The 22,633-nt window shown below is 42.1% G+C and carries 24 protein-coding genes and 1 other RNA gene; 20 read left to right on the top strand and 5 right to left on the bottom strand.

Annotation, left to right across the window (positions count from 1 at the left end; genetic code table 11):
- The first annotated feature begins 183 nt into the window (after positions 1-183).
- From IRB79_RS15105 to IRB79_RS15085, 5 genes are all read left to right on the top strand, one after another.
- Entirely contained in the window at positions 184-1,176 is a 993-nt protein-coding gene (locus IRB79_RS15105) for a 2-keto-3-deoxygluconate permease (protein WP_243503284.1), read from the top strand.
- Between the two features lie 13 nt (positions 1,177-1,189).
- Positions 1,190-2,497 carry a four-carbon acid sugar kinase family protein gene (locus IRB79_RS15100; RefSeq protein WP_243503283.1) on the top strand — a complete coding sequence of 436 codons (1,308 nt, stop codon included), beginning with the start codon at positions 1,190-1,192 and terminating at the stop codon, positions 2,495-2,497.
- On the top strand, positions 2,484-3,491 hold the full coding sequence (pdxA, locus tag IRB79_RS15095; protein ID WP_243503282.1) for a 4-hydroxythreonine-4-phosphate dehydrogenase PdxA: 1,008 nt from the start codon (positions 2,484-2,486) through the stop codon (positions 3,489-3,491). Before IRB79_RS15100 ends, pdxA begins: the two co-directional genes overlap by 14 nt.
- Before the next feature lie 161 nt (positions 3,492-3,652).
- Positions 3,653-4,912 (top strand): ATP-binding protein, encoded by a 1,260-nt coding sequence (locus IRB79_RS15090; RefSeq protein WP_243503281.1) that lies wholly within the window; start codon positions 3,653-3,655, stop codon positions 4,910-4,912.
- A 434-nt stretch (positions 4,913-5,346) separates the two neighbouring features.
- Positions 5,347-5,439: a putative holin-like toxin gene (locus tag IRB79_RS15085; protein ID WP_221879999.1), complete on the top strand. Its 93-nt coding sequence runs from the start codon at positions 5,347-5,349 to the stop codon at positions 5,437-5,439.
- Positions 5,440-5,469: 30 nt separating this feature from the next.
- Here IRB79_RS15085 and IRB79_RS15080 read toward each other — a convergent pair whose 3' ends face one another.
- The 3 genes from IRB79_RS15080 to IRB79_RS15070 form a co-directional block, all read right to left on the bottom strand.
- Positions 5,470-5,775, bottom strand: coding sequence for a hypothetical protein (locus tag IRB79_RS15080; protein ID WP_243503280.1), 306 nt, complete (start codon positions 5,773-5,775; stop codon positions 5,470-5,472).
- 39 nt (positions 5,776-5,814) lie between these two features.
- Entirely contained in the window at positions 5,815-5,982 is a 168-nt protein-coding gene (locus tag IRB79_RS15075; protein WP_166672420.1) for a hypothetical protein, read from the bottom strand.
- A gap of 225 nt (positions 5,983-6,207) precedes the next feature.
- Positions 6,208-6,381, bottom strand: coding sequence for an aspartyl-phosphate phosphatase Spo0E family protein (locus IRB79_RS15070; RefSeq protein WP_243503279.1), 174 nt, complete (start codon positions 6,379-6,381; stop codon positions 6,208-6,210).
- A gap of 264 nt (positions 6,382-6,645) precedes the next feature.
- On the opposite strand from IRB79_RS15070, the gene IRB79_RS15065 reads away from it, so the two are divergent.
- The 7 genes from IRB79_RS15065 to IRB79_RS15035 all read left to right on the top strand — a co-directional run bounded on the left by IRB79_RS15065 (position 6,646) and on the right by IRB79_RS15035 (position 15,178).
- On the top strand, positions 6,646-7,497 hold the full coding sequence (locus IRB79_RS15065) for a glycerophosphodiester phosphodiesterase (protein WP_243503278.1): 852 nt from the start codon (positions 6,646-6,648) through the stop codon (positions 7,495-7,497).
- Between the two features lie 470 nt (positions 7,498-7,967).
- On the top strand, positions 7,968-9,230 hold the full coding sequence (locus IRB79_RS15060) for an L-lactate MFS transporter (protein WP_243503277.1): 1,263 nt from the start codon (positions 7,968-7,970) through the stop codon (positions 9,228-9,230).
- A gap of 358 nt (positions 9,231-9,588) precedes the next feature.
- Entirely contained in the window at positions 9,589-11,949 is a 2,361-nt protein-coding gene (locus IRB79_RS15055; protein WP_243503276.1) for an FdhF/YdeP family oxidoreductase, read from the top strand.
- Between the two features lie 640 nt (positions 11,950-12,589).
- Complete coding sequence (locus IRB79_RS15050; protein WP_243503275.1) at positions 12,590-13,471, top strand: LysM peptidoglycan-binding domain-containing protein; 882 nt, start codon at positions 12,590-12,592, stop codon at positions 13,469-13,471.
- A 111-nt stretch (positions 13,472-13,582) separates the two neighbouring features.
- On the top strand, positions 13,583-14,092 hold the full coding sequence (locus IRB79_RS15045; protein WP_243503274.1) for a hypothetical protein: 510 nt from the start codon (positions 13,583-13,585) through the stop codon (positions 14,090-14,092).
- 86 nt (positions 14,093-14,178) lie between these two features.
- Positions 14,179-14,374, top strand: a non-coding RNA gene (ssrS, locus tag IRB79_RS15040) — 6S RNA.
- A 93-nt stretch (positions 14,375-14,467) separates the two neighbouring features.
- A complete protein-coding gene (locus IRB79_RS15035; protein WP_243503273.1) occupies positions 14,468-15,178 on the top strand; it encodes a polysaccharide deacetylase family protein in 711 nt (236 codons plus the stop codon).
- Positions 15,179-15,209: 31 nt separating this feature from the next.
- Here IRB79_RS15035 and IRB79_RS15030 read toward each other — a convergent pair whose 3' ends face one another.
- Positions 15,210-15,485, bottom strand: a complete 276-nt coding sequence (locus tag IRB79_RS15030) for a YqhV family protein (protein ID WP_009334318.1) — start codon at positions 15,483-15,485, stop codon at positions 15,210-15,212.
- A 344-nt stretch (positions 15,486-15,829) separates the two neighbouring features.
- On the opposite strand from IRB79_RS15030, the gene IRB79_RS15025 reads away from it, so the two are divergent.
- Positions 15,830-16,528, top strand: a complete 699-nt coding sequence (locus IRB79_RS15025) for a class I SAM-dependent methyltransferase (RefSeq protein ID WP_243503272.1) — start codon at positions 15,830-15,832, stop codon at positions 16,526-16,528.
- 23 nt (positions 16,529-16,551) lie between these two features.
- The gene (locus IRB79_RS15020; protein WP_243503271.1) at positions 16,552-17,073 is read left to right on the top strand and encodes a GrpB family protein; all 522 of its coding nucleotides are present in this window, start codon (positions 16,552-16,554) and stop codon (positions 17,071-17,073) included.
- A 26-nt stretch (positions 17,074-17,099) separates the two neighbouring features.
- Here IRB79_RS15020 and IRB79_RS15015 read toward each other — a convergent pair whose 3' ends face one another.
- Positions 17,100-17,831: a GntR family transcriptional regulator gene (locus IRB79_RS15015; protein WP_243503270.1), complete on the bottom strand. Its 732-nt coding sequence runs from the start codon at positions 17,829-17,831 to the stop codon at positions 17,100-17,102.
- A gap of 286 nt (positions 17,832-18,117) precedes the next feature.
- Here IRB79_RS15015 and IRB79_RS15010 point away from each other — a divergent pair, with 286 nt between their 5' ends.
- Genes IRB79_RS15010 through chbG form a run of 6 tightly spaced genes read left to right on the top strand, consistent with a single transcriptional unit; the run spans position 18,118 to position 22,594 of the window.
- Complete coding sequence (locus IRB79_RS15010; protein WP_243503269.1) at positions 18,118-18,423, top strand: PTS sugar transporter subunit IIB; 306 nt, start codon at positions 18,118-18,120, stop codon at positions 18,421-18,423.
- A gap of 2 nt (positions 18,424-18,425) precedes the next feature.
- Complete coding sequence (locus IRB79_RS15005) at positions 18,426-19,760, top strand: PTS sugar transporter subunit IIC (protein ID WP_243503268.1); 1,335 nt, start codon at positions 18,426-18,428, stop codon at positions 19,758-19,760.
- A 12-nt stretch (positions 19,761-19,772) separates the two neighbouring features.
- Positions 19,773-20,087 carry a PTS sugar transporter subunit IIA gene (locus tag IRB79_RS15000; RefSeq protein WP_009334324.1) on the top strand — a complete coding sequence of 105 codons (315 nt, stop codon included), beginning with the start codon at positions 19,773-19,775 and terminating at the stop codon, positions 20,085-20,087.
- A gap of 13 nt (positions 20,088-20,100) precedes the next feature.
- Positions 20,101-21,423, top strand: a complete 1,323-nt coding sequence (locus IRB79_RS14995; protein ID WP_243503267.1) for a 6-phospho-beta-glucosidase — start codon at positions 20,101-20,103, stop codon at positions 21,421-21,423.
- A gap of 38 nt (positions 21,424-21,461) precedes the next feature.
- Positions 21,462-21,893 carry a hypothetical protein gene (locus IRB79_RS14990; protein ID WP_243503266.1) on the top strand — a complete coding sequence of 144 codons (432 nt, stop codon included), beginning with the start codon at positions 21,462-21,464 and terminating at the stop codon, positions 21,891-21,893.
- Positions 21,894-21,895: 2 nt separating this feature from the next.
- A complete protein-coding gene (gene chbG, locus IRB79_RS14985) occupies positions 21,896-22,594 on the top strand; it encodes a chitin disaccharide deacetylase (RefSeq protein WP_243503265.1) in 699 nt (232 codons plus the stop codon).
- Positions 22,595-22,633: the final 39 nt, after the last annotated feature.

The following is a 22,633-nucleotide window of genomic DNA, read 5'->3' as shown; positions in this document are numbered from 1 at the left end:
TTCAGCTTCTTTTTTGTTTTACTGAGTGTTTAAAATTGCAACATAAAATACAAAACTAGAAAATACCAAACTATTTTTCTTCAAAAAGTGTTGAATTTTGCATTGAAAGCGTTTAATATGAAACTGTAATCGTTTTCACTAATTGTTTAAAATTGAAACACATATAAAGGGGATGTTAAAATTATGAAGTTCAAAGCAACTCTTGAACGTATTCCAGGCGGGATGATGGTAGTTCCGTTGCTAATTGCAGCAATACTTAACACTTTTGCACCTGATTTACTCCGTATCGGAAATTTTACTGAAGCATTGTTTGTAGACGGTGCATCAGCTTTAATCGCTTTATTCCTATTATGTACAGGTGCTCAAATTAACGTAAAGTCATTTGGTGTTTCAATTGGAAAAGGGGCAACCCTTTTAACTACTAAGTGGGTAGTTGGTGTGGCATTTGGTTTAATCGCTTACATGTTTGCAGGTGAAAACGGTCTATGGCTAGGCTTGGCTCCAATTGCGATTATTGCAGCTATGACTAACAGTAATGGCGGCCTATTCGTCGCACTTGTTGGCCAGTACGGAAGCAAGGAAGACCGTGCAGCTTATTCATTGCTGGCTCTAAATGACGGTCCGTTTTTAACAATGGTTGCTCTATCCATATTTGGTGCAATGGGCTTCGTAGATGGCATGTTCTCATTGCAATCATTCATTGCCGTACTGCTTCCAATCCTGGTAGGTATGGTATTGGGTAACCTGGATGAAGAAATGCGTGCATTCCTTGATAATGGAAGCTCCATGCTCATTCCATTTTTCGCTTTCGCCCTTGGAATGGGAATTGACTTCGGTGCAATTGTAGAAGGCGGTCTATCAGGTATTATTCTTGGTCTATTAACAGTATTCGTAACTGGTACAGCTGGATATCTAGTGTTTAAAGCGCTTAAGTGGAACCCAATTGTAGGTGCTGCTGAAGGCTCGACTGCCGGGAATGCGGTAGCAACACCAGCTGCCATTGCAGCAGCAAGTGCAGGTTTTGCTCAGTATGCTGAATTGGCTACAGTTCAAGTTGCGGCATCTACTGTGACAACCGCAATCCTGCTTCCGCTGTATATAGCGTTTTTGGTTAAGCGTCTAGAGAGAAAAGGCTATGAGTTTAAAGAAGGAAACCTGACGAAAGTTAATGGCTAAGGATGTGGTTCTTGTGTTTGAAAAATTTGGAATTATAGCGGATGATTTAACGGGTGCTAATGATTCAGGAGTACAGCTGGCGAAAAAAGGGCTGACTGCCACTGTTATGATGGATTTTACCGGGAAAAACATTCAATCTGATCCTGATGTCTTAATTGTTGATACTGACAGCCGTGCAAAAACACAAGAAGAAGCATATGAAGCAGTGGAAAAAGCTGCTTCTCTTCTTTTGGATAAAGGCTATGCTCATGTCTATAAAAAAGTAGATTCAACTTTAAGAGGAAATATATCAGTTGAACTGGCAGCGCTTGAAAAGGTATATCGCCCGGAAATCGTTGTTATTGCCCCTGCGTTTCCAAAAATGAATCGTACAACGGTGTCTGGACATCATTATGTAAATGGTAAACTGATTACAGAAACAGAGTTTGGAAGGGATCCAAAGACACCTGTAAAGGAAAGCTTTCTTCCTCACATGTTAAATAAGGATGCAGGAAAGGATATTGCCCTGCTTGATCTGAATTTGATCCGCGGAGACAAAGCAGATATTTTTGAATTCATTGAAAGTGCTGTTGCGGCGGGGAAAACCTGGATTGTTTGCGACAGTGAAAGGGAAGAGGATCTCCAGTTAATTGCCGAGATTTTCACAAGCCTTCAGAAGAAAACTATTTGGACTGGCTCTGGAGCTCTAGTTGAATATTTACCCGATGCACTAAAGCTTAGATCTCAATATGAAAATGCTCATGAGGCTAATAACATCAGGAAAACACTCACAGTTTCAGGGAGTCTGTCACAGGTTACAAAAAAACAGCTTACCCGTATTAGAGAACTTGATCAATCTTATTTTGCAGAAATCAATCCTGTCCAATTGGTTAATCAATCAATAGATCTTGAAGGAGTCATTGAAAAAATTGGACAAAACCAGGATAATAGCCATTTTGTTGTTTATGTGGATTCTTCCGATCAGAACCGGGATGCAGCCCGTATAGCGGGAGAAGCAATAGGATTATCAGGAAAGCAAATTGGTGAAAGGATTGCCATGGGACTGGGGCAAATTGCAAACAGACTTGTAAATAAGTTCCCGGAACTCGACGGCTTGATTTTAACAGGCGGAGACATAGCAAAAGCTGCTTGTTCAGAATTGGGAATTCAGGAAATGGAGCTTCACACAGAAATAGAACCGGGTCTCCCATTTGGCCGGCTGCGCAGCAAGGGTAAAAGCTATTGGGCTGTTACAAAAGCAGGGGGATTCGGCAATGAGCAATCCCTGGTTAACGCAATACATTATATGACAAGAAAGGTTGAGTGCAATGAGTCAAACTAAACCAGTAGTAGGCATTACAATGGGGGATGCAGCGGGCGTAGGGCCGGAAATTATTTTAAAAAGCCTGGCAGATGCTGAAATGTATGAAATAAGCAACCCGCTTGTCATTGGTGATAAAAAAATTCTAGAGCGGGCCAAATCATTTGTTGGCAGCGGGCTTGTTATTGAAGCGGTAAAGGCAGAGCAGTTAAACGAGATCCCTTATAAGCATGGGGTAGTACATTGCCTTGATTTGGACCTTTTGCCGGAAGACCTTCCCATTGGTCAGGTATCTCCGGAAGCTGGAGACGCAGCATTCCAATATTTGGCTAAAGCGATCGAAATGGCAAAAGAAAACCGAATTGATGCGATCTGTACTGCACCTTTAAACAAGGAAGCATTGCAAAAGGGTGGCCATATGTATCCAGGTCATACAGAGATATTAGCGGATTTGACCAATACGAAAGATTATTCCATGATGCTATCCGCACCAAACTTAAGGGTTATCCATGTGACAACACATGTCGGAATTATTGATGCAGTTAAAATGATCAATCCTGAAAGAGTGTACCATGTGCTGAAGCTTGCCCATGACACTTTGAAAAAAGCGGGCATTGAATCACCTAAAATTGCTGTTTGCGGAATCAATCCTCATGCAGGTGAAAATGGATTATTCGGGTATGGCGAAGAGGAAGAAAAAGTCATTCCTGGAGTGGAGAAAGCACAGGCAGAGGGCATTGATGCTATAGGGCCGCTGCCAGCTGACACATTATTTTTCAGAGCTGTCCGCGGCGATTTTGATATTGTCGTAGCCATGTATCATGATCAGGGGCATGGGCCAGTTAAAGTATTAGGGCTGGATGCGGGGGTTAATATCACAGTCGGTCTTCCCATCATTCGTACAAGCGTTGATCACGGTACAGCCTTCGATATTGCCGGAAAAGGCATAGCTGACGAGAAAAGCTTAATGGAAGCCATGCGTCAGGCAGTAGAGCTTGCTCCTAAGAAGAAATAAGTTAATTTAACCTGCTCGGGGATTATCAGCTCCCCCGGGCGGGTTTTTTTATAATTTAATAGATAAGAGACTTGTTCACTTAATAAATTTTTTTGAAAATGATACCGTTAACCTCACATTTGATGCTAAAATAATAGAAAATACACAAAAAAGAGGACTATATGAGTAAACGGACAGGTCAAATTTCACTTGTGCTTATTTCGGTTTTATTTACCTCTTATCAATCCATTTTCTCGCATGAAACGTTTTTTACTTTTGATTTTTTTCTATTTACATGTATTGCCTGGTTTGTCGGCTGGCAGTTTGACAAAAGCAGGTACTACGCAGAAAAAGCGCGGGCCAGCGAGAAGAGCTACAAATTGCTTCTGGAATCACTGCCGGTTTCCGTTCTCATACATAAGGACTTTGAAATTTTATATGCAAACTCTGCTGCTGTCAGCGTGTTATCGGCATCAGATCAAGGTGCATTAATTGGCAGGTCGCTTCTTGACTTTATCGAAATGGACTATATGGGCCGTTTGCAGGAAAGATATCAATACATTAAGGCAGAAAAGCAGCTTTTAAACAATATAGAATATCAGGTAAAACGCTTTGATGGAACCAGGAGGTATTTTGAAGTTTCATCACTTTATGTTGAATTTGAAGGGGAAGAGGCTGTTCTCTCGATTGGAGCAGATATTTCTGATAAAAAAGAGGAACAGGAAATGCTCCTGCAAAAATCAGAAAAACTGGCACTTCTCGGCCAGATGGCAGCCGGAATCGCACATGAAATCCGTAACCCTCTTACTTCTATCAAAGGGTTTGTCCAGCTCTTCAAGTCAAATAGCCAGAAAGATGAATACTTTGACATTGTACTTTCAGAACTGGACCGCATAAATGGAATCGTTGGCGAATTTTTAGTGCTTGCAAAACCGACTGCAGACATTTTCGAAAAACAGGACCTTACTAAATTAATCAACCAAGTGATTCTTTTGAGCAGCACCCAATCCATTTTAAACAATGTCGAAATAACAGTAGAAAATAATATTCATGCCCCAATGATTCATTGTGAAAAGAATCAACTGAAACAAGTTTTCCTTAACATTATTAAGAATGCCATTGAAGCAATGCCAGGCGGAGGCCAGTTAAACATTAAAGTCTTGAAAAAGACGGACAATACCATTTCCGTTCAATTCATCGATCAGGGTGTAGGCATATCAGAAGACCGGATTTCAAGTCTGGGAGAACCTTTCTATACGACAAAGGAAAAAGGAACCGGTCTGGGACTGATGATTTGCTATAAAATTATCGAAAACCATAATGGCCGCTTAATAGTCGAAAGTAAAGTTGGGGAAGGCACGAAGATTGAGATAGAACTCCCATATGAGGGGGATTCGATACATGCAGAAAGTGATCAAAACGGAAACACCGTTTTGCTTTAAATGGTTGAGCGGGAGCTGACAGTGCATGAAAATGCACTGTTTTTTTATTATCCCCGCTGACATTCTGAAAAGAAAGGTCGGTATAAGAGCTAAGCGCATATAAATTTTTCTATCCGCAAGTAAAAATCGCTTATCCGCACATAAATTTGGCTATGCGCAAGTAAAAATCGCTTATCAGCACATAAATTTGGATAGCATATAAATTCAAGCTTTGCGCAGATAAATCTGAATTAATTGCGCATAAAAATGGGGCAATTTTCAAGTAATGCTCAAGAAAATAGAGGTTTCCTACAAAAAAAGAGCCAGTCACATGCAATATTGCAATGTGGCTGACTCTTTTTAGGCCTTTTGGACGGATTTTCAAATGGGCACTTATCCGGAGTATAGGACAAGTTTGGTTCCGGGAAGGCTGAAGATAAGGAGGCGATGTATAAATGGGTACCTTTGAAGTGTTGTCTTTGATGATCAGTTTCGGTATGTTTGTAATCGCCATGCTCCAGTTCACAGATAAAGACAGGGATTCATGAACACGCTCTCAAGCGTGTTTTTTTTCGTCTTTATTTGGAAAGCTCCTCATATTCTTTCTTTATGTCTTCTGCGGTTTTATCGATTTCTTCTCCCCAATGGTCATTGACCTTGTTGAACACAATATTGCCTTTTGTATCCATTAAAGCGTAGCCTCTGTAGGCGGAGTCGCCATTTTTCATATCAGCCCGTTCAATGAGCTTCATTTCAGGGTCTGACACAAATGGGAGGCTGTGCCCCATTTTTTCTTCAAGCGCATTATACAGCTCAAGCTGCTGCTCGGGCTGATCGTGGCTGACGATGTACATGTTGACGTCCATGCCTTCTAATTGATCCATATTCTGATGCAACTCGACCAGTTGCTGCTGACAGAGTCCTCAGGTGTATGTAGTGATAAAGAAGAAAACGCTTGGCTTGTCCTGCGGGAAGGTAACTTCATTGCTGGTTTGGTCCTTTAAGGTGATCGCTTCCTGTGCCTGATCTTTACCGCAGGCTGTCAGAACAAGAAGGACGATTGCTAATAAAATCATGAATTTTTTCTTCATAAGATCTCCATTTCCTTGTAGTTGTTATCCTCTCATTATGGCTATGTTTTTTGTTTTTCTCAATAATAATGCTTAAGTATGCCGCTGATTTTCTCCCTTTTATTCCTGAGGAACCTTAACGCCTCCATACTTAATCGCTCAATAATAAAACAAACACACTCCTTTTTATAAGAGTGTGCGTTTTATGGAATATTTATTACTTTTGAGGTAATAACCGGGGATTTTCTAAATGATGAATTTGCTGCGCTGCACTCTATAAATGAGCTTATCGAGCTCCTCTGAGTACATGAGCGTTTCAGGGTGTGACAATCCCTTGCTTTTTCCAACAGAAATCATCTTTTTGCGCAGGACATCGATGTCATGATGAAGTTTTTTTATAGTAGTCGAAGTTGTGGTCATTGATTCGGCTCCTAATCAGGGGATGAAATACTATATTCTATTATCGACAAATTAAACTGCAAATAAACAGATTCGACAAAACTTATAAAAAGATTACAAGTTTCTACAAGGGAGTCATTATGGTAAATGAGGCCTATTTCGAAATGCTTGTATTAATATTCCTGTAAACTATTATTCTTCCAGATTTTACATAGATTTATAACAGAGTTAATATTTCGTCACTATTCTTAAGGTGTAAACCATTATAGATAGGGGACGAAGACATTGAAGAAGAAAATGATTTCTCTTATTGGAGCGGCAGTTATTGGGCTAAATGCGTTTGGAGGAGGTGCAGCGCTGGCAAAGGATATGCATAAGGACATTGTAAATGTGTCACATCGCGGGGCTTCTGCTTATGCACCTGAGCATACAATCGCTTCATATGACATGGGCGAGAAAATGCATGGGGATTATATTGAAATTGATTTGCAGATGACAAAGGATGGACATCTCATTGCGATGCATGACGTGACGCTTGACCGGACGACTAATGGAACAGGGCCCGTAAAGGATTACACATTAGAAGAAATTAAGCAGCTTGATGCAGGCAGCTGGTTTAACGAAAAGTACCCGTATGCATCAAAAGTGGAATACGAGGACTTAAAGATGCCGACACTTGAAGAGGTTTTCAAGAAATTTGGAAAAAACAACAGCTACTACATTGAAACAAAATCACCGGATGTTTACCCTGGCATGGAAAAAGAACTGCTTCGTCTGGTTGATAAGTATAATATTAATAAAAATAAACTGCTAGTCCAATCATTCAGTCCTCAAAGTCTTAAAGTGATGAATGAATTGGACCCCTCTATTAAACTCGTACAATTAATCTCATATAAAGCGAACGCAGAAATTACTGATGCAGAGATTAAGGAAATCAAGCAGTACGCAATGGGCATCGGTCCTAATCATACGTATTTAAATGAGGGATATGTTCAAAAGGTTGTGAACAGCGGCCTTGAACTGCATCCGTATACTGTCAATGACAAGGAAAGGATGAAGCAGCTGATAAACTGGGGAGTAACCGGCATGTTCACAAACCATCCTGATTTGCTGCATGAAGTGAAAAAAGGGAGATAAATTGAAAGGACTCCGGTGATCATTTCCGGTCTTCTTTTGTGAAAGATAAAAATGTATAAATTTTGAAGTTAGATAACTGTCTAGCGCAAGCAGCCTACCCCCTCGAGGTGTCGGGGGTGGTCAAGGCGCTTCCGCTTTTCTTATGAATAAACCAACACTGCCATAGTGAAAAATTGCTAAAAAGGGCTTGAACATGTTATTTCAAAGTGATATGATTTTTAATAGTTCAAAAATCTGTCACATTTTGATTTGAGATAGCGAACCTGTCGTCGGTTAAAATGTCATCAGATTCTATAATGATTAACAGTTGGTCCTTTAAGCAGCGAATCCTGCTTGATACTAACCGTCAATCCTGCTTCAGCATACCCAAATTTGGGGATGCCGGAGAGATTGGCGGTTTTTTTGTTTCAAGAAACAATCCTGTAACCGCTTTAATAATCAGGATACGAGCATTACGAGGGGGAAAAAGAGTGAAAAAGACAAAAAATCGGTGGCTGATTGCCGCCTCGGCCGTAGGGATTCATATCTCAATCGGTTCGGTTTACGCCTGGAGCAACTTTACCAATCCGTTGATTGAGCAGTTTGGCTGGACATCAAAGGAGGTACAGTTGACCTTCAGTTTGGCGATTCTATTTTTAGGGTTGTCAGCGGCATTCCTTGGCCACTTTGTTGAAAAGCATGGACCAAAAAAAGCTGGTCTTCTGGCAGCAGGATTCTTTGGAGCCGGCATGCTTGGAGCCGGTTTGGCAGTAAATATGGGTTCCTTGCCATTTTTGTACATAACCTACGGTGTACTTGGGGGAATTGGTTTGGGAGTCGGTTATATTGCACCGGTATCCACACTGGTAAAATGGTTCCCGGACCGCCGCGGATTCGCAACCGGCCTAGCCATAATGGGATTTGGCTTCGCTGCAGCGGTAGCGAGCCCGGTTATGGATGGACTGATTAAATCTGTTGGTACTGCAAACACGTTCTTTATTTTAGGTGCAGCTTACTTAATCATCATGACATTATCATCTTTATATTTAGAAAGACCGCCTGTAGATTGGGCACCTGAAGGCATGAAAGAAAAAGCTGCAGCCGGAAAAATCAAAATCAAACAGGATTTGGCACAGTTAACGGCGAATGAAGCAGTAAAGACATCCCGATTCTATTATTTATGGATTATGCTGTTCATTAATGTAACATGCGGAATTGCGATTTTGTCAGCTGCAAAGCCGCTGGCACAGGAAAGCATAGGCCTGACAACGGCAGAAGCAGCCACGCTTGTCGGCGTACTCGGCATCTTTAATGGACTTGGCCGTCTTGCATGGGCATCCATTTCTGACTATATTGGCCGCCCGAACACGTATACGATTTTCTTCGTATCACAGATCGCCCTATTCCTGCTGCTGCCGATAACAAAAGAAGCCATTCTTTTCCAGATTATGCTGGCAATTGTGTACACCATGTATGGTGGCGGATTCTCATCCATCCCGGCATTTATCGGTGACGTTTTCGGAACAAAGCAGCTTGGCGCCATTCACGGCTACATTCTTACAGCATGGGCTGCCGCAGGACTTGCAGGCCCAATGTTTGCAGCGTGGATGAAGGATTCAACAGGAAGCTATGCTTCAAGTCTTACAAGCTTTGCAGGACTTTTTGTGGTGGCACTTATTGTGTCTATCCTGATCCGTTTTGATATAAAAAGATTGCGCAAGCAAAATGAAGCAAATGAGCGTATGGCAAGTTAAATTTAATATAAACAGCATTCAAGATAGATAGTGTCTAGCTCCAGCGCCTAGCCCCTCGGGTCATAAGCCAAATCACTTCAGAAATCAGGATTTCCTGCGTGATTCGTCTTATGCCTGTCGGGTCTGAGCAAGGGCGCTTCCGCTTTTCTTATGGTATGGCACTTGGCAGCGAACCTGCTAAAGACTAACCGCCGCAGAAATCAGCATCTAACATATAGAGGCTTTTTGCGGTGGTTTTTTATGAAAAAGGGCAAATTTAATCCATTTACCCTTATACAATAATTAAGGCTATTTGAATATTGGAAATTAAGAGATTCAGGATCTCTATTAAATAGAAAAAATCAAGGGAGTGTTTCAGGTGGGAAAAACAAAACATCCAGGACCTCAGAATAAAAAGGCAATGCCGGATCCGAAGCATTGGGTGAGCCCAATTCCATTTGGGCTTGGCAAAATAAAGCCGAAGCATATGAGGGATACAGCAAAAATCCTATGGGAAAACAAAGATAATATTGGGTATGCCACAAATATTTTAACGAAAGGCGTGTGTGACGGATGTGCCCTTGGCGTTTCCGGTCTTTATGACCAGACACTAAAGGGGCCGCACGTATGTACAACAAGGTTAAATGTCCTTCGTTTGAATACTGCCGGCGCGATCAAACCGGAAATTCTGCATGCCGATATCGATGAGCTACGCAAATATGACAGCACCGAGCTTCGTAAATTGGGCCGCATTCCTTATCCGATGATCCGCAGAAAGGGAGAGCGCAAATTCTCCCGGATCACCTGGGATGATGCCATGAATATGATTGCTGAAAAAATGAAGGTGCTCGATCCAAAACAATATGCTTTTTACCTGACTAGCCGCGGAATTACGAATGAATCTTATTATGTGGCCGGCAAAGTTGCCCGCTTCCTGGGAACGAATCACATTGATAATGCGAGCCGCATTTGCCATTCGCCTTCTAAAACCGCTTTAAAGCGTTCCATTGGAGTAGGGGCTTCCACAGCCAACTACCTTGACTGGATCGGAACGGATGTCCTGTTATTCTGGGGCAGCGTGGCATCAAACAGCTCGCCTGTATCATCCAAATACATGCTTGAAGCGAAGAAGAACGGCACAAAAATTATCGTCGTCAATCCATATAAAGAGCCGGCGATGGACAAATACTGGATTCCGTCAAATCCTGAATCTGCTTTGTTCGGCACAAAAATCGCAGATGATTTTTATCAGGTAAATATCGGCGGAGACATTGCCTTTATGCATGGGATCATGAAACACTGGTTTGAAATGGAGAAAGCGGAGCGCGGTTCTGCCATCAATCATAAATTTGTGAACGAACATGTAAATGGATACGAAGATTTGAAAAAGAAAGTGAAAGAGCAGTCTTGGGAAGAGATTATTAAATCTTCTGGTGTAAGCAAAGAGCGTATCATTGAGCTTGCGGAACTGCTTGCGAACAGCAAAAATGCCGTCTATGCCTGGGCTCTTGGCCTTACCATGCATTCTTTTGCGACTGATAACATTTCACAGGTTGCGAATCTTGCGCTGCTTCGCGGTCATCTGGGCCGAAAGCATAATGGGCTTATGCCATTCCGCGGCCATTCATCTGTGCAGGGAAGTGGTGAAATGGGTGCAGATCCATTCGTATTGCCTGGCGGTGACTTTTACGGTGACAATTTTACCCGCATTCAAAATCTTTGGGGCTTCGAGCTTGAGAAATGGCAGGGTGATATTGTCGGGGTAACACTGGAGAATATCCTGCTCCCAGAAGACCATGAACGGAAAATCAAGCTTTACTATCTTTCAGGCGGTAACTTCCTTGAGACAATGCCAGATCCTGATTTTATCGAAAAAGCACTTTCTGAACTGGATATTCGCGTTCACCAGGATATTATTTTAAATACGTCTACACTGGTTGATGCGAATGAAGCGGTTATCGTGCTCCCGGCTAAAACCAGATATGAGCAGGAGGGCGGCGGTACTTCCACCTCAACAGAACGGATGGTGTACTTCAGCCCGGAAATTGAAGGGAATAAGAATAAAATTGAAGAGGCACGGGAGGAGTGGAAAATCTACATTGATCTTGCCAAACGTGTAAAGCCTGAAACTGCTCATCTCGTTGAATTTAAAAATGCACAGGAAATACGTGACGAAATTGCAGAGGCTAACCCTAGTTATGATGGCATCCAGCACCTGAAAAAAGCAGGTGATGTCTTCCAGTGGGGAGGCGCATGGTTATGTGAGGACGGCATCTGCCCGACTCCGGACGGAAAAGGCACACTTATTACTGTGGACATTCCCTACCTTGGAAAGAAAGAAGGGCAATTCATTGTAACGTCACGCCGCGGGAAGCAGTTTAATTCCATGGTCTATAAAGAGGTGGACCCGCTGAATGGTGCCGGACGATATGATGTACTAATGAACGCAGAAGATGGAAAGGATTTAAGCATTGCAGAGGGTGAAGGGATCGTCCTTTACAATGGCTTCGGTGTATTCCAGGGAAGAGCCAAATTCGTCGACATCGCCCGCGGCAACGTCGAAGTCCACTTCCCGGAAGGAAACTTCCTATTGCCAAGAGGCCGCTACGAAAAATTCGCTGGTATCCCTGACTACAACATCACGGTTACCCTTGAAAAAGCTGACCGCTACAATGCACGCAAAGACGTGGAATATAACGAAAAACACATTGCTGAAGATGAAATTGATGCACCAGCATAAAGGGGAGAGAGATGGCTTTGGGCCATCTCTTTTCTGTGTTTTAAGGGGTGATTTTGAGAGGAGATGGCGATTAACGACCAAATTGAATATGATTCAATGAAATGGTAGTTAATCGGAGTGAATAAAGACGAAAAGAGAGCTGCCTTAAGAAAAATGGTAGTTAATCCGAATGAATAACGACGAAAAGAGTGCAGCAAAAGAGAAAATGGTAGTTAATCGGAGAGAATAAAGACGAAAAGAGAGCTGCCTTAAGAAAAATGGTAGTTAATCGGAGTGAATAAAGACGAAAAGAGAGCTACCTTAAGAAAAATGGTAGTTAATCGGAGTGAATAAAGACGAAAAGAGAGCTACCTTAGGAAAAATGGTAGTTAATCTGGATGAATAAAGACGAAAAGAGAGCTGCCTTAGAAAAAAAGGTGGTTAATCCGAATGAATAAAGACGAAAAGAGTGCAGCAAAAGAGAAAATGGTAGTTAATCGGAGTGAATAAAGACGAAAAAAGAGCTGTCTCAGGGAAAATGGTAGTTATTCTGACCCACGGAGTTAATCTATAACCACTGATGCTGCCCAATTTCCAAAATAGGCTCGTCCCACTGCGACATCCATTATTTCCCTTCGTCATATATAGTGAGGTGAAAATAATGAAGAAAATTAAACAGGCAATTGCAGCAGGAGTCATTTCTCTGGCAGTAATTTTTTCAGGAGGGGCAGTTTTGGCGGACCACGGCGGAGATAAAGAAATAGCTGTGGTGAAAAAAGGGGATACACTATATTCCCTGGCTAAGAAGCATCATATGAGTGTGGCGCAGATTACGGAGCTGAATCATTTAGCAGGTACGACAATCTATCCGGGGCAGCGACTCATTCTATCCGGGGAGGAAGGTGGATATCATAAGATTATTGCCGGTTCTTTCAGCAAAAAAGAGAATGCGGAAAAGCGGGCAGCACTATTAAAGAAAAAAGAGATCTCTGCAGCAATTAGCACGGCTGTCATTGATGGCAAAACATATTACCGTGTGCAGGCAGGTGCCTATAAAGACAAAAAGAATGCTGTGAAGCAACTAGAGGCAGTCAAAAAGGCAGGAATTAAAGATGCCTTCATTCTTTCCAAAAAAGAGCTTCATATTTTTGGCTTAAAGCCAGGAGATGCCTATGAAGAGATAATATCCAGAATGGGCAAACCAAAAAAGACTGAAACCCAGCTGAATATTAAAAGCCTCTACTATCAGGGTGATGGAGCCGGGCTAAGGGTAACCTTAAATATGAAGGATGGTACAATAGGCAGTCTTGCTGTATATCCAGAATATTTAAGCCCGCGTATGTTTCCCGCACTTCCCTTTAACAAGAACGAAGTAGTAAAAATGTACGGTGATGCTAACAAGACAAAAACTGTAACTTGTTACGAATCAGCCAAGTGTGAAGAGTTAACCTACCAGCTGGATCATTTAGAACTCAAAGTCCGGATTGACAGGGATCAAGCCACTGTTCAGTTTCTTGAAATAACCGATCTCACGTATCGATAATTCCATTTGGAGGCCTCCTTTAGCCTCCGTTCTTTTTTCTGAAGGAATATTCTTCCTTTTGGAGAACACTTATATATCTGGGTATTTTTTACCAAAACAGGAGGGAAGGTAATGGAGCAAAAAAAATGGACACCGATAAAGGAAATGGACGGATCGAATACGCTGGTTTGGGGCGATAAGCCGGAAGTGCTGCCTGAACAGGCATTTATCTCCCTGACAAGAGGGGAAGGATTAAATCTCATTCAATTGTTTATTAATCAGGTGCTGACATTATTGGTAATGAATCAGATGAAAAAAGCACCCGGTCTAATCTATGCCGAACTAAATGGGGAACTAAAGAAATGGAAGGGGAATGGGCAGACAATGACCGTATGGAACGGAAAGCAGATGCCGAACTTCCGAAATCACAATACACATGCTTTTGCGATGAAATTTTTCACGTGGATCATCCATCGGAAAAACACTAAAAACTACTATCTTACATACTCTGCAAATGAGACAATCCCTTCCGTTGATGAGGTGAAAAATATTTTAAGACAGTACGGCAAGTTTTATGATGGAGGTGTTCTTGCCAGGAAGGCTGCACCACCAGGTTTTGGCGAAGATAAGAAGTCTTCCTAGAAAAATATACGTTCCCAGTTGATAATGTTATATCAATAGGAAAACATTTCTATTGAAATCGTTACTTAATTATTTTATTATAATAAAACAAGCTGCATTGTACGTAATCATACTAAAGTTTTAACCTTTAAGCTGAAATAGGGAGTTTAACATCGGAACAGGAATGACAAGCCTCTGTCTATATGACAAGGAGGACATGCAGGAATGTTTCTGCGGACACCCACTTTGAGGAGTGGTGGTTTAAAACTTTCTTATAACAGTTACGGCAAAAGCGGCTCCATACTTATATTATCAAACCAGTTTCCAATCGGGGGCTGGTTTTTTTATTATATAGAAATTATAATTACCCTGATACTATAGCTTTCAGGAGGAATTATGAAAAAACTGCTAAAAATCAGCATTTCTATAATTCTGATTTTGGGAATTTGCTTTTTGCTGTTTGAAATTTCCAAGTCAAGGAGCTTTCAGTTTTTCGGCGGCCTTGTAAGTAAAGCAGAAACAGAGGAAAAAGTGGTGGCATTAACATTTGATGATGGTCCGGGCGTCAACACCGAGGAAATATTGGATATTCTGCGGGAAGAAGAAATTAAAGCCACTTTCTACCTGACTGGGCAAGAGATTGAGCAGCATATGGACGATGCCAAAAGGATTGCGGGAGAAGGGCATGAAATTGGCAATCATTCATATTCTCATACACGAATGGTTCTAAAAACCCCCTCTTTTATTAAAGATGAAATTGAGAAAACAGATGATTTGATCAGGCAGACAGGTTATGAGGGAGAAATTCATTTTCGGCCTCCATACGGAAAAAAACTATTTTTTCTGCCTTACTACTTATCTAAACAGGAGCGTAAGACGATCTTATGGAACATTGAGCCTGAAAGTCATCCGGAAATAGAAGGAGATGCCAACAAAATAACCGAGCATGTAACTGAGAATATAGAACCAGGCTCCATCATTCTTCTTCATGTCATGTATGAAAGCCGGGAAGAGTCTTTGAAGTCTGTTAAGACCATTATTTCTTCATTAAAAGAGCAGGATTACCATATGACCACGGTTTCCGAATTGCTGAAACATCAGAAGTAGAGCTGTCCGTACAGCTCTTTTTCTTATTGGATTAGTTGCCTTTTACCCCATAAAGAATGCAGCCAACTCCGCAAAGCACCCATAATATCTTGCTTAGTGAAACTTTATCGGCCATTCCAGTCAACCCAATCACTGTCGTCAGCAGAAGCACAGGCGGTCCAATCAGGGCAAGTGAACTATTCACAACCAGTGCTTTTTCGATATCATTCATTTTTATAATTAATAGTGCAACAAAAATTTCAATGCTTCCAGAAATAAGCCGCAGAATCGCCATACCAAGAATCGCTTTATCAAGAAAAATAAACATTATGTACCTCCTATACCTTCTTGTCAGTCATTATATGTGAGCTAGTCTAAATGAAGGACAAGTTTTAAGAAGAAAATGTTTCATAAATGTTACGAATATGACGAAATAGGAAAGGGTGAAGATTGCCAAATATGTATAATGAGCGTATCCGAGCATTTTCTAATGTTAAAAGACTTTAGTATTTATTAGACTATTTGATTTGAAAATACCCCCTTATAGGGTCTCTAACTGGAAAAATAATGAAGGATCAGCAGCTTGCTTTTGCTTAAATAATCTATTTTTAATGGAGCTGTAATCCTTGATTATGAGGGTATTAGTAAAATAAAGGAAAGGGGGGCATTGCCATGGAGAAAGCTATTTTATATTACGATGATATATTAGAAATGCTGGATGGATTGTTAAGAGAACCAAAAGCCTTCTGGGAAAATTTTTATGAAGACCGGGACAAAGAGATTCCATTTTTCATAGCGAAGGGGCCAGATGAAAACCTGGATGAGTATGTTCAAAATGGCTTGCGGCCGGAAAAAACCCTTGAGATTGGCTGCGGTCCAGGGAGGAATGCCATTTTTCTGGCGAAGAATGGAGCGCAAGTGGATGCCATTGATTTTTCCGAAAAGGCGATCAAATGGGCCGCTGAAAGAGCAAAAGAAGCACAAGCCGATATAAATTATAAATGTGTATCTCTTTTTGATTTCCATTTTGAACCTCACACCTATGATTTTATTTATGACAGCGGCATGTTTCATCATCTTCCCCCACATAGAAGGCTGACATATTTGGACATAATCAAAGCTGCACTGAAGCCCGGCGGAAAGTTCGGACTTGTTTGCTTTAATACTGATGGCGCGCTTCCTACTCCGGACTGGGAGGTATATCACAGCGGCAGCTTAAAGGGAGGCATCGGGTATACTGAAGAACGCTTGAAAGCGATCTTTCAGAATGATTTTAATTTCATGGAGTTTAGAAGAATGAAAGAGATTCAGCAGCCTAGTAATCTATTTGGAGAAGATTTTTTATGGGCCTGTTTGATGAGGCTAAAATAAAAGTTTTCAAATGAGGAGGAAACATGACAAGGAAAGTGGCAGTTACTCCATATAATCCCGATTGGCCATACTTATTTAAAAGCGGGGCAGCACTCCTCAAGACGATTTTTAAAAGAGAGATTCTGGACATCCACCATATAGGCAGCACGTCCATTCCAGGTCTGGCAGCAAAGCCGGTCATCGATATCATGCCTATAGTAAATGATATTGAGATGGTTGATCGCTTCAATGCGGAAATGATTTCACTGGGGTATGAACCCCGCGGAGAAAACGGACTGCCAGGCCGGCGGTATTTTCAGAAGGGTGGCAATCAGCGGACCCATCATGTCCATATCTACGAAAAAGGGAATCCTGATATCACCCGGCATCTTGCATTTCGTGATTATTTAAGATTAAACGGCGAAGAAGCAAAACAATATGGAGTATTAAAAATGGAGTTAGCGAAACAATACCCCTTTGACATTGAGGCATACATAAAGGGGAAGGAAGCACTGGTACGGGAAATTGAGCAAAAGGCGATTAGGTGGTACAAAAAGAGGCATTAAGCTAAGCGAATTAATCCGCTTAGCTTTTATTCATAATTCCGTTCAATAATAAAATGAGCATAGTCCCCGCGGAACATCGTTTTGGAATACTCGATTAAGCTTCCGTCTTCAATATAGGCATAGGTTTCAAGAGCGAAACACGGTGTTTCAGGTTTGATTTTTAACAGGTCACTAATTTCCTCTTCCGGGAATGAAATTTCTAAATGCTCGACTGTCTTTTGGATTTTTAAGTTGTATTGAGTCTGCAGCAAATTGTATAAGGATTTTTCACAGGCCTGCCGGTTCAAGCTGGGGGTCTTTTTCCATGGCAGAAAGGCTTTTTCATATTGAAGCGGCTCGTCATCCGCATACCTGATCCGTTCGAGTACATTAACCGGATCGCCTTCTGACAGGTCAAAGACATCTGCCAAGAAGGGATCGGCAGGGATGACTTCCAGGTTTATTACTTTTATAAGCGGGTTTTTTCCCTGCATCGCCATTTGCTTTGAAAAGTTTTCGACTGTAGAAGTCAGCCGCTGCTTAACTTTATTGCTTGATACAAAAGTGCCTCTGCCTTGCTGGCGATAAATATGGCCTTCTGTGCTCAGCTGCTGGAGTGCTGTTCTGATGGTCGTCCGGCTGACTCCATATTTTTCACAAAACTCCGCTTCTGTCGGCAATTTTGTATCCGGTTTGTATTCTCCATTTCGAATAAGTTCAAGAATGCTTTCTTTAACCATCAAGTGCAGGGCACTATCCTCGGTGAAACCGTCTTTCATACCCGTTCCTCCTACTCTGTTCTTCTTTCTATTATTCCATAAAACTTATTGTCATATCAATTACAAATTAATTTGTAATAACAAATTTTAAAAATGTATTGAAAAATTAAATATTTGTCATTACAATTAATTTCAAGCATAGGATATTGAAGGGGGGTGAATGACTTCAAAAAAGGAATATTTTTTCGTTTGAATTGACTGAATAATCTGTTTTATCAATGGTACTATTAAGTTAAGCAATCATTCTATTATTTTGAAATCGCTTACAGAGAAAAGGGGGTCAATCATGAATATTTTGTTATGCTGTTCGGCTGGAATGTCTACCAGTCTTCTAGTGACAAAAATGCAGGCAAGCGCTGAGAGCCAGGGGATCGACTGTAAAATTTGGGCTGTTGGCAACGGGGAGGTTAGAAACCATATTGATTCGGCAGATGTCCTGCTGCTGGGACCGCAGATTCGGTTTATGACCGAGCAGTTGAAGAAGGAGGCTGGCGACAGGATTCCTGTAGCTCCCATAAACCCAATGCATTATGGCTTATGCAATGGAGAGGAAGTATTAAAGCAAGCTATTTCATTAATAAAGGGTGAATAGTGATGATGACGTTTATTGAGAAATATATCATGCCTTATGCAATGAAATTCGGCAATAACAGGCATTTGCTTGCTATCCGGGATGCATTGATCGGGATGATCGCCATCACGATGGTAGGATCATTTGCTGTCCTGTTTAATAATTTGGGGGAAATCATTAAACCATACGGCAGGCTCATGGAAAGTATTTTCGGCGAATCCTGGAAAACACTTGGCGGAGATATCTGGTGGGGTACGTTTGCCTTCTTAACCATATTCGCCGTATTTGGTATATCCCACAGGCTTGCCAAATCGTATGGGGATGATGGATTCGAGGCGATGCTGGTTGCCGCAGCCTGCTTCTTCCTCTTAATCCCTCAGGTAGGCCAGGTGCCTGATACGGAAGGCGTCTGGGGATTCATTGGCTATGGATACTTTAATGCTACGGCTTTATTTACAGGGATTGTGGTAGCACTTCTTGCAACCGAATTATTTATACGTCTGACCAAGGTAAAAGCCTTTATTATCAAACTGCCGGATGGAGTCCCACCAGCCGTTGCAGGGGCTTTTGCCAAACTGGTGCCGGGCATGCTGACGATTTTCATATTTGGAGTGGCAGGCCTTCTGTTCAGAAAAATGACAAATGGGGAATTTTTGAATGACTGGCTCAATGCAACCCTTGTCGCACCTTTGACAAATGCAGCTGATTCATTGCCATTTGCGATCCTTATTGTCTTTCTGGTGCATGGTTTCTGGGCGGTTGGACTCCATGGGCCTAATATTCTTGGAGGTGTAACAACGCCTTTATTCACATCTCTCGGAACCAAAAATACAGATTTGTATGCTCAGGGAGTAGCAGATCTTGATAAGTATGCCATTCTGGCAGGCCCATTCCTGGATGCCTTTGTATATCTTGGCGGCTCTGGAGCAACTCTTGGACTTATCATTGCCATGTTTATTGCAGGCCGGAAGAGGCACAAGCAAATGCTGGCATTGGGAACGCCGCCTGGAATCTTCCAAATCAATGAACCTTTATTATTCGGCCTGCCGATCGTGTTAAATCCAATCTGGCTAATACCGTTTATTTCGGCACCGGTCATTATGACTGTAGTGGCTTATCTGGCTATTAAATGGGGCCTTGTTTATCCGGTCGTTGTGGCAAGCATTCCTTGGGTGACGCCTGCAGGAATTGGCGGCTATCTTGCTACAGGAGGGCATATCTCCGGTGCTGTGCTGGCACTTGTGAATTTAGCAATTTCCATTGTCATTTATCTTCCTTTCGTATATATAACAGGGAAAATGGATGAAAAGAAACTGAAGCATGTGCAGCCAGAACAAACACCAACAATTCAAGGTTAGGCGGGTTAATAAATGGATAAAGAAAAGCTTTATCAAATATCATTTCAGCTTATTTTGCACAGCGGGAATGCCAGAAGTCTCGCCATGGAATCCATCCAGAAAGCAAAGGCCGGAAAGTTCGAAGCAGCGGAAGCAAAAATCCGGGAAGCAGAGGAGGAGTTTGTGCTGGCACACAGACATCAAACTGAGTTAATTCAGGGCGAGGCTTCCGGGGCTCAATTCGATCTGCCCATCATTCTTGTCCATGCCCAGGATCATTTGATGAATGCACTGACTATCAAAGACATGGCACAGGAATTTATCGACTTATACAAGAAACTTGACTAAGAGAGGTAAACGAATGGCACAGCAACCAGATAGTATAAAAATAGCCGTAATAGGCGGAGGTTCAAGCTATACACCTGAATTAATTGAAGGCTTTATCAAAAGACATGAGGAATTGCCAGTCAGGGAAATTTGGCTTGTAGATGTGGAGGAAGGAAGAAATAAGCTCGAGATTGTCGGACAATTAGCGAAGCGGATGGTTGAAAAAGCCGGGGTTCCCATACAGATTCAGCTTACTTTGGATAGGGAAAAAGCGCTTAAGAATGCCGATTTTGTTACAACCCAATTTCGTGTCGGGCTTTTGGATGCAAGAGGAAAAGACGAGAGAATTCCGCTGAAATATGGAGTCCTGGGCCAGGAAACCAATGGCCCGGGAGGATTCTTCAAGGCACTCAGAACCATTCCAGTCATTATGGAGATTTGCCGTGAAATGGAAGAATTGTGCCCCAATGCATGGCTCATCAATTTTACCAATCCGGCAGGAATGATCACAGAAGCAGTCCTGCGATACAGCAATATCAAAAAAGTGGTTGGTTTATGCAATGTGCCGATTGGGATGGAGATGGGGGCTGCCCAGTTAATGAATGTGGATCACAGCAGAGTAAGAATTGACTTTGCGGGACTCAATCACCTCGTATACGGGCTTGACGTCTATGTCGATGGAGTGAGCGTCAAGGAAGAGGTGCTGAATAAGCTTACGGACAAAGAACATTCGATCACGATGAAAAACATCCATGCGATGGGATGGGAACCGGAATTTCTGCAGGCATTAAATGTGCTTCCTTGTCCTTACCATAATTATTACTATAAAACACGTGAAATGGTGGAAGAAGAAGTCAAGGCAGCATCAGAAGGCGGAACTCGGGCTGAAGTGGTTAAAAAGCTGGAGGAAGAGCTGTTCCAGTTATATCAGAATCCAGATCTTGCTGAAAAGCCGCCGCAGCTTGAAAAAAGGGGAGGGGCTTACTACAGTGATGCAGCATGCAGGCTGATTCATTCCATCTATACTGATAAAAGGGATATACAGCCGGTTAACACCCGTAATTATGGTGCCATTGCAGGCCTTCCGTCAGATTCAGCCGTTGAAGTCAGCTGCGTAATAACGAAGGATGGACCGAAGCCGATAGCGGTCGGTGAACTCCCAGTTGCAGTCAGAGGGCTGGTTCAATCCATTAAATCCTTTGAAAGGGTGACCATAGAAGCTGCCCTGACTGGTGATTACAATACTGCTCTACTGGCGCTGACAATCAATCCGCTGGTGGGTTCCGATAAAATAGCTAAAAAGATCCTTGATGAAATGCTCGAAGCCCATCGTACCTATTTGCCGCAATTTCAATAAATCACAACGCAATCAGTCCCGAAAGCGCAAAAAAGCAAGTGGAAGACGCAAATGACTTAAATATCGGCGCAATAAAGAAACAGAACAGCGCAATTAAAGTAAATCACAACGCAATCAGTCCCGAAAGCGCAAAAAAGCAAGTGGAAGACGCAAATGACTTAAATATCGGCGCAATAAAGAAACAGAACAGCGCAATTAAAGTAAATCACGACGCAATCAGTCCCAAAAGCGCAAAAAAGCAAGTGGAAGACGCAAATGACTTAAATATCGGCGCAATAAAGAAACAGAACAGCGCAATTAAAGTAAATCACGACGCAATCAGTCCCGAAAGCGCAAAAAAGCAAGGATCAGATGCAAATGACTTAAATAAAGACACAATAAAAAAAGAGAACAGAACAATTAAAGTAGAAATTTGCAGGGAAGCAGATCGTTTCAAGCTGCCTTGCAGCTATGCAACCGGAGGAAAATAATCATGATCAAACTCATCGTCAATGCTGATGATTTCGGCTATAGTCCCGGAGTTAACTATGGAATTTTGCACAGCCACCTATATGGAATTGTCAATTCTGCCACCATGATGATGAACATGCCGGGAACCGAGCAGGCCCTGGCAATGGCCAGTCAATACCCGGGTTTACGAACTGGCGTCCATTTAGTCCTAACATGCGGGAAGCCGTTATTATCCCATTTAATAACTTTAACAAATAAAGGTGGATACTTCAGATCACAGGCAGATTTGGACGGAATATCCGCAGAAGAGCTCGAGCTTGAGTGGTCTGCACAAATTGACCGTTTTATCGGGGCTGGTCTTACGCCTTCCCATTTGGATAGCCATCATCACGTTCATACACGCGAAGAGTTTCTCCCAGTGGTTCAAAGCCTGTCCAATAAATACGACCTCCCTTTCAGAGTAAATGGCGTGCAAGTGCTTGAAGGGGTCAAAAGCTATTCTCACAGATGCTTATTCGATTTTTACGGAGATGGCATTCAGGAAGACTATTTCAGCAGGCTGGCAGAAAAGGCAGAAGACGGGGAAACAGTGGAAGTCATGTGCCATCCGGCATTTGCAGATCAATTGCTTATGGAAGGGTCATCTTATAATTTAATGCGCATAAAGGAGCTGGAAATACTCTGCTCTGCAAAGCTTCCACCTGATATTAAGCTGCTATAAGAAAAACAGTGTCCGGCAGGGGACACTGTTTTTTAATTA

Source organism: Cytobacillus oceanisediminis (assembly GCF_022811925.1).
GTDB lineage: Bacteria > Bacillota > Bacilli > Bacillales > Cytobacillaceae > Cytobacillus > Cytobacillus oceanisediminis_D.
Note: the sequence above shows the minus strand (reverse complement) of the source record. Positions and strands in the feature narration are given on the sequence as shown.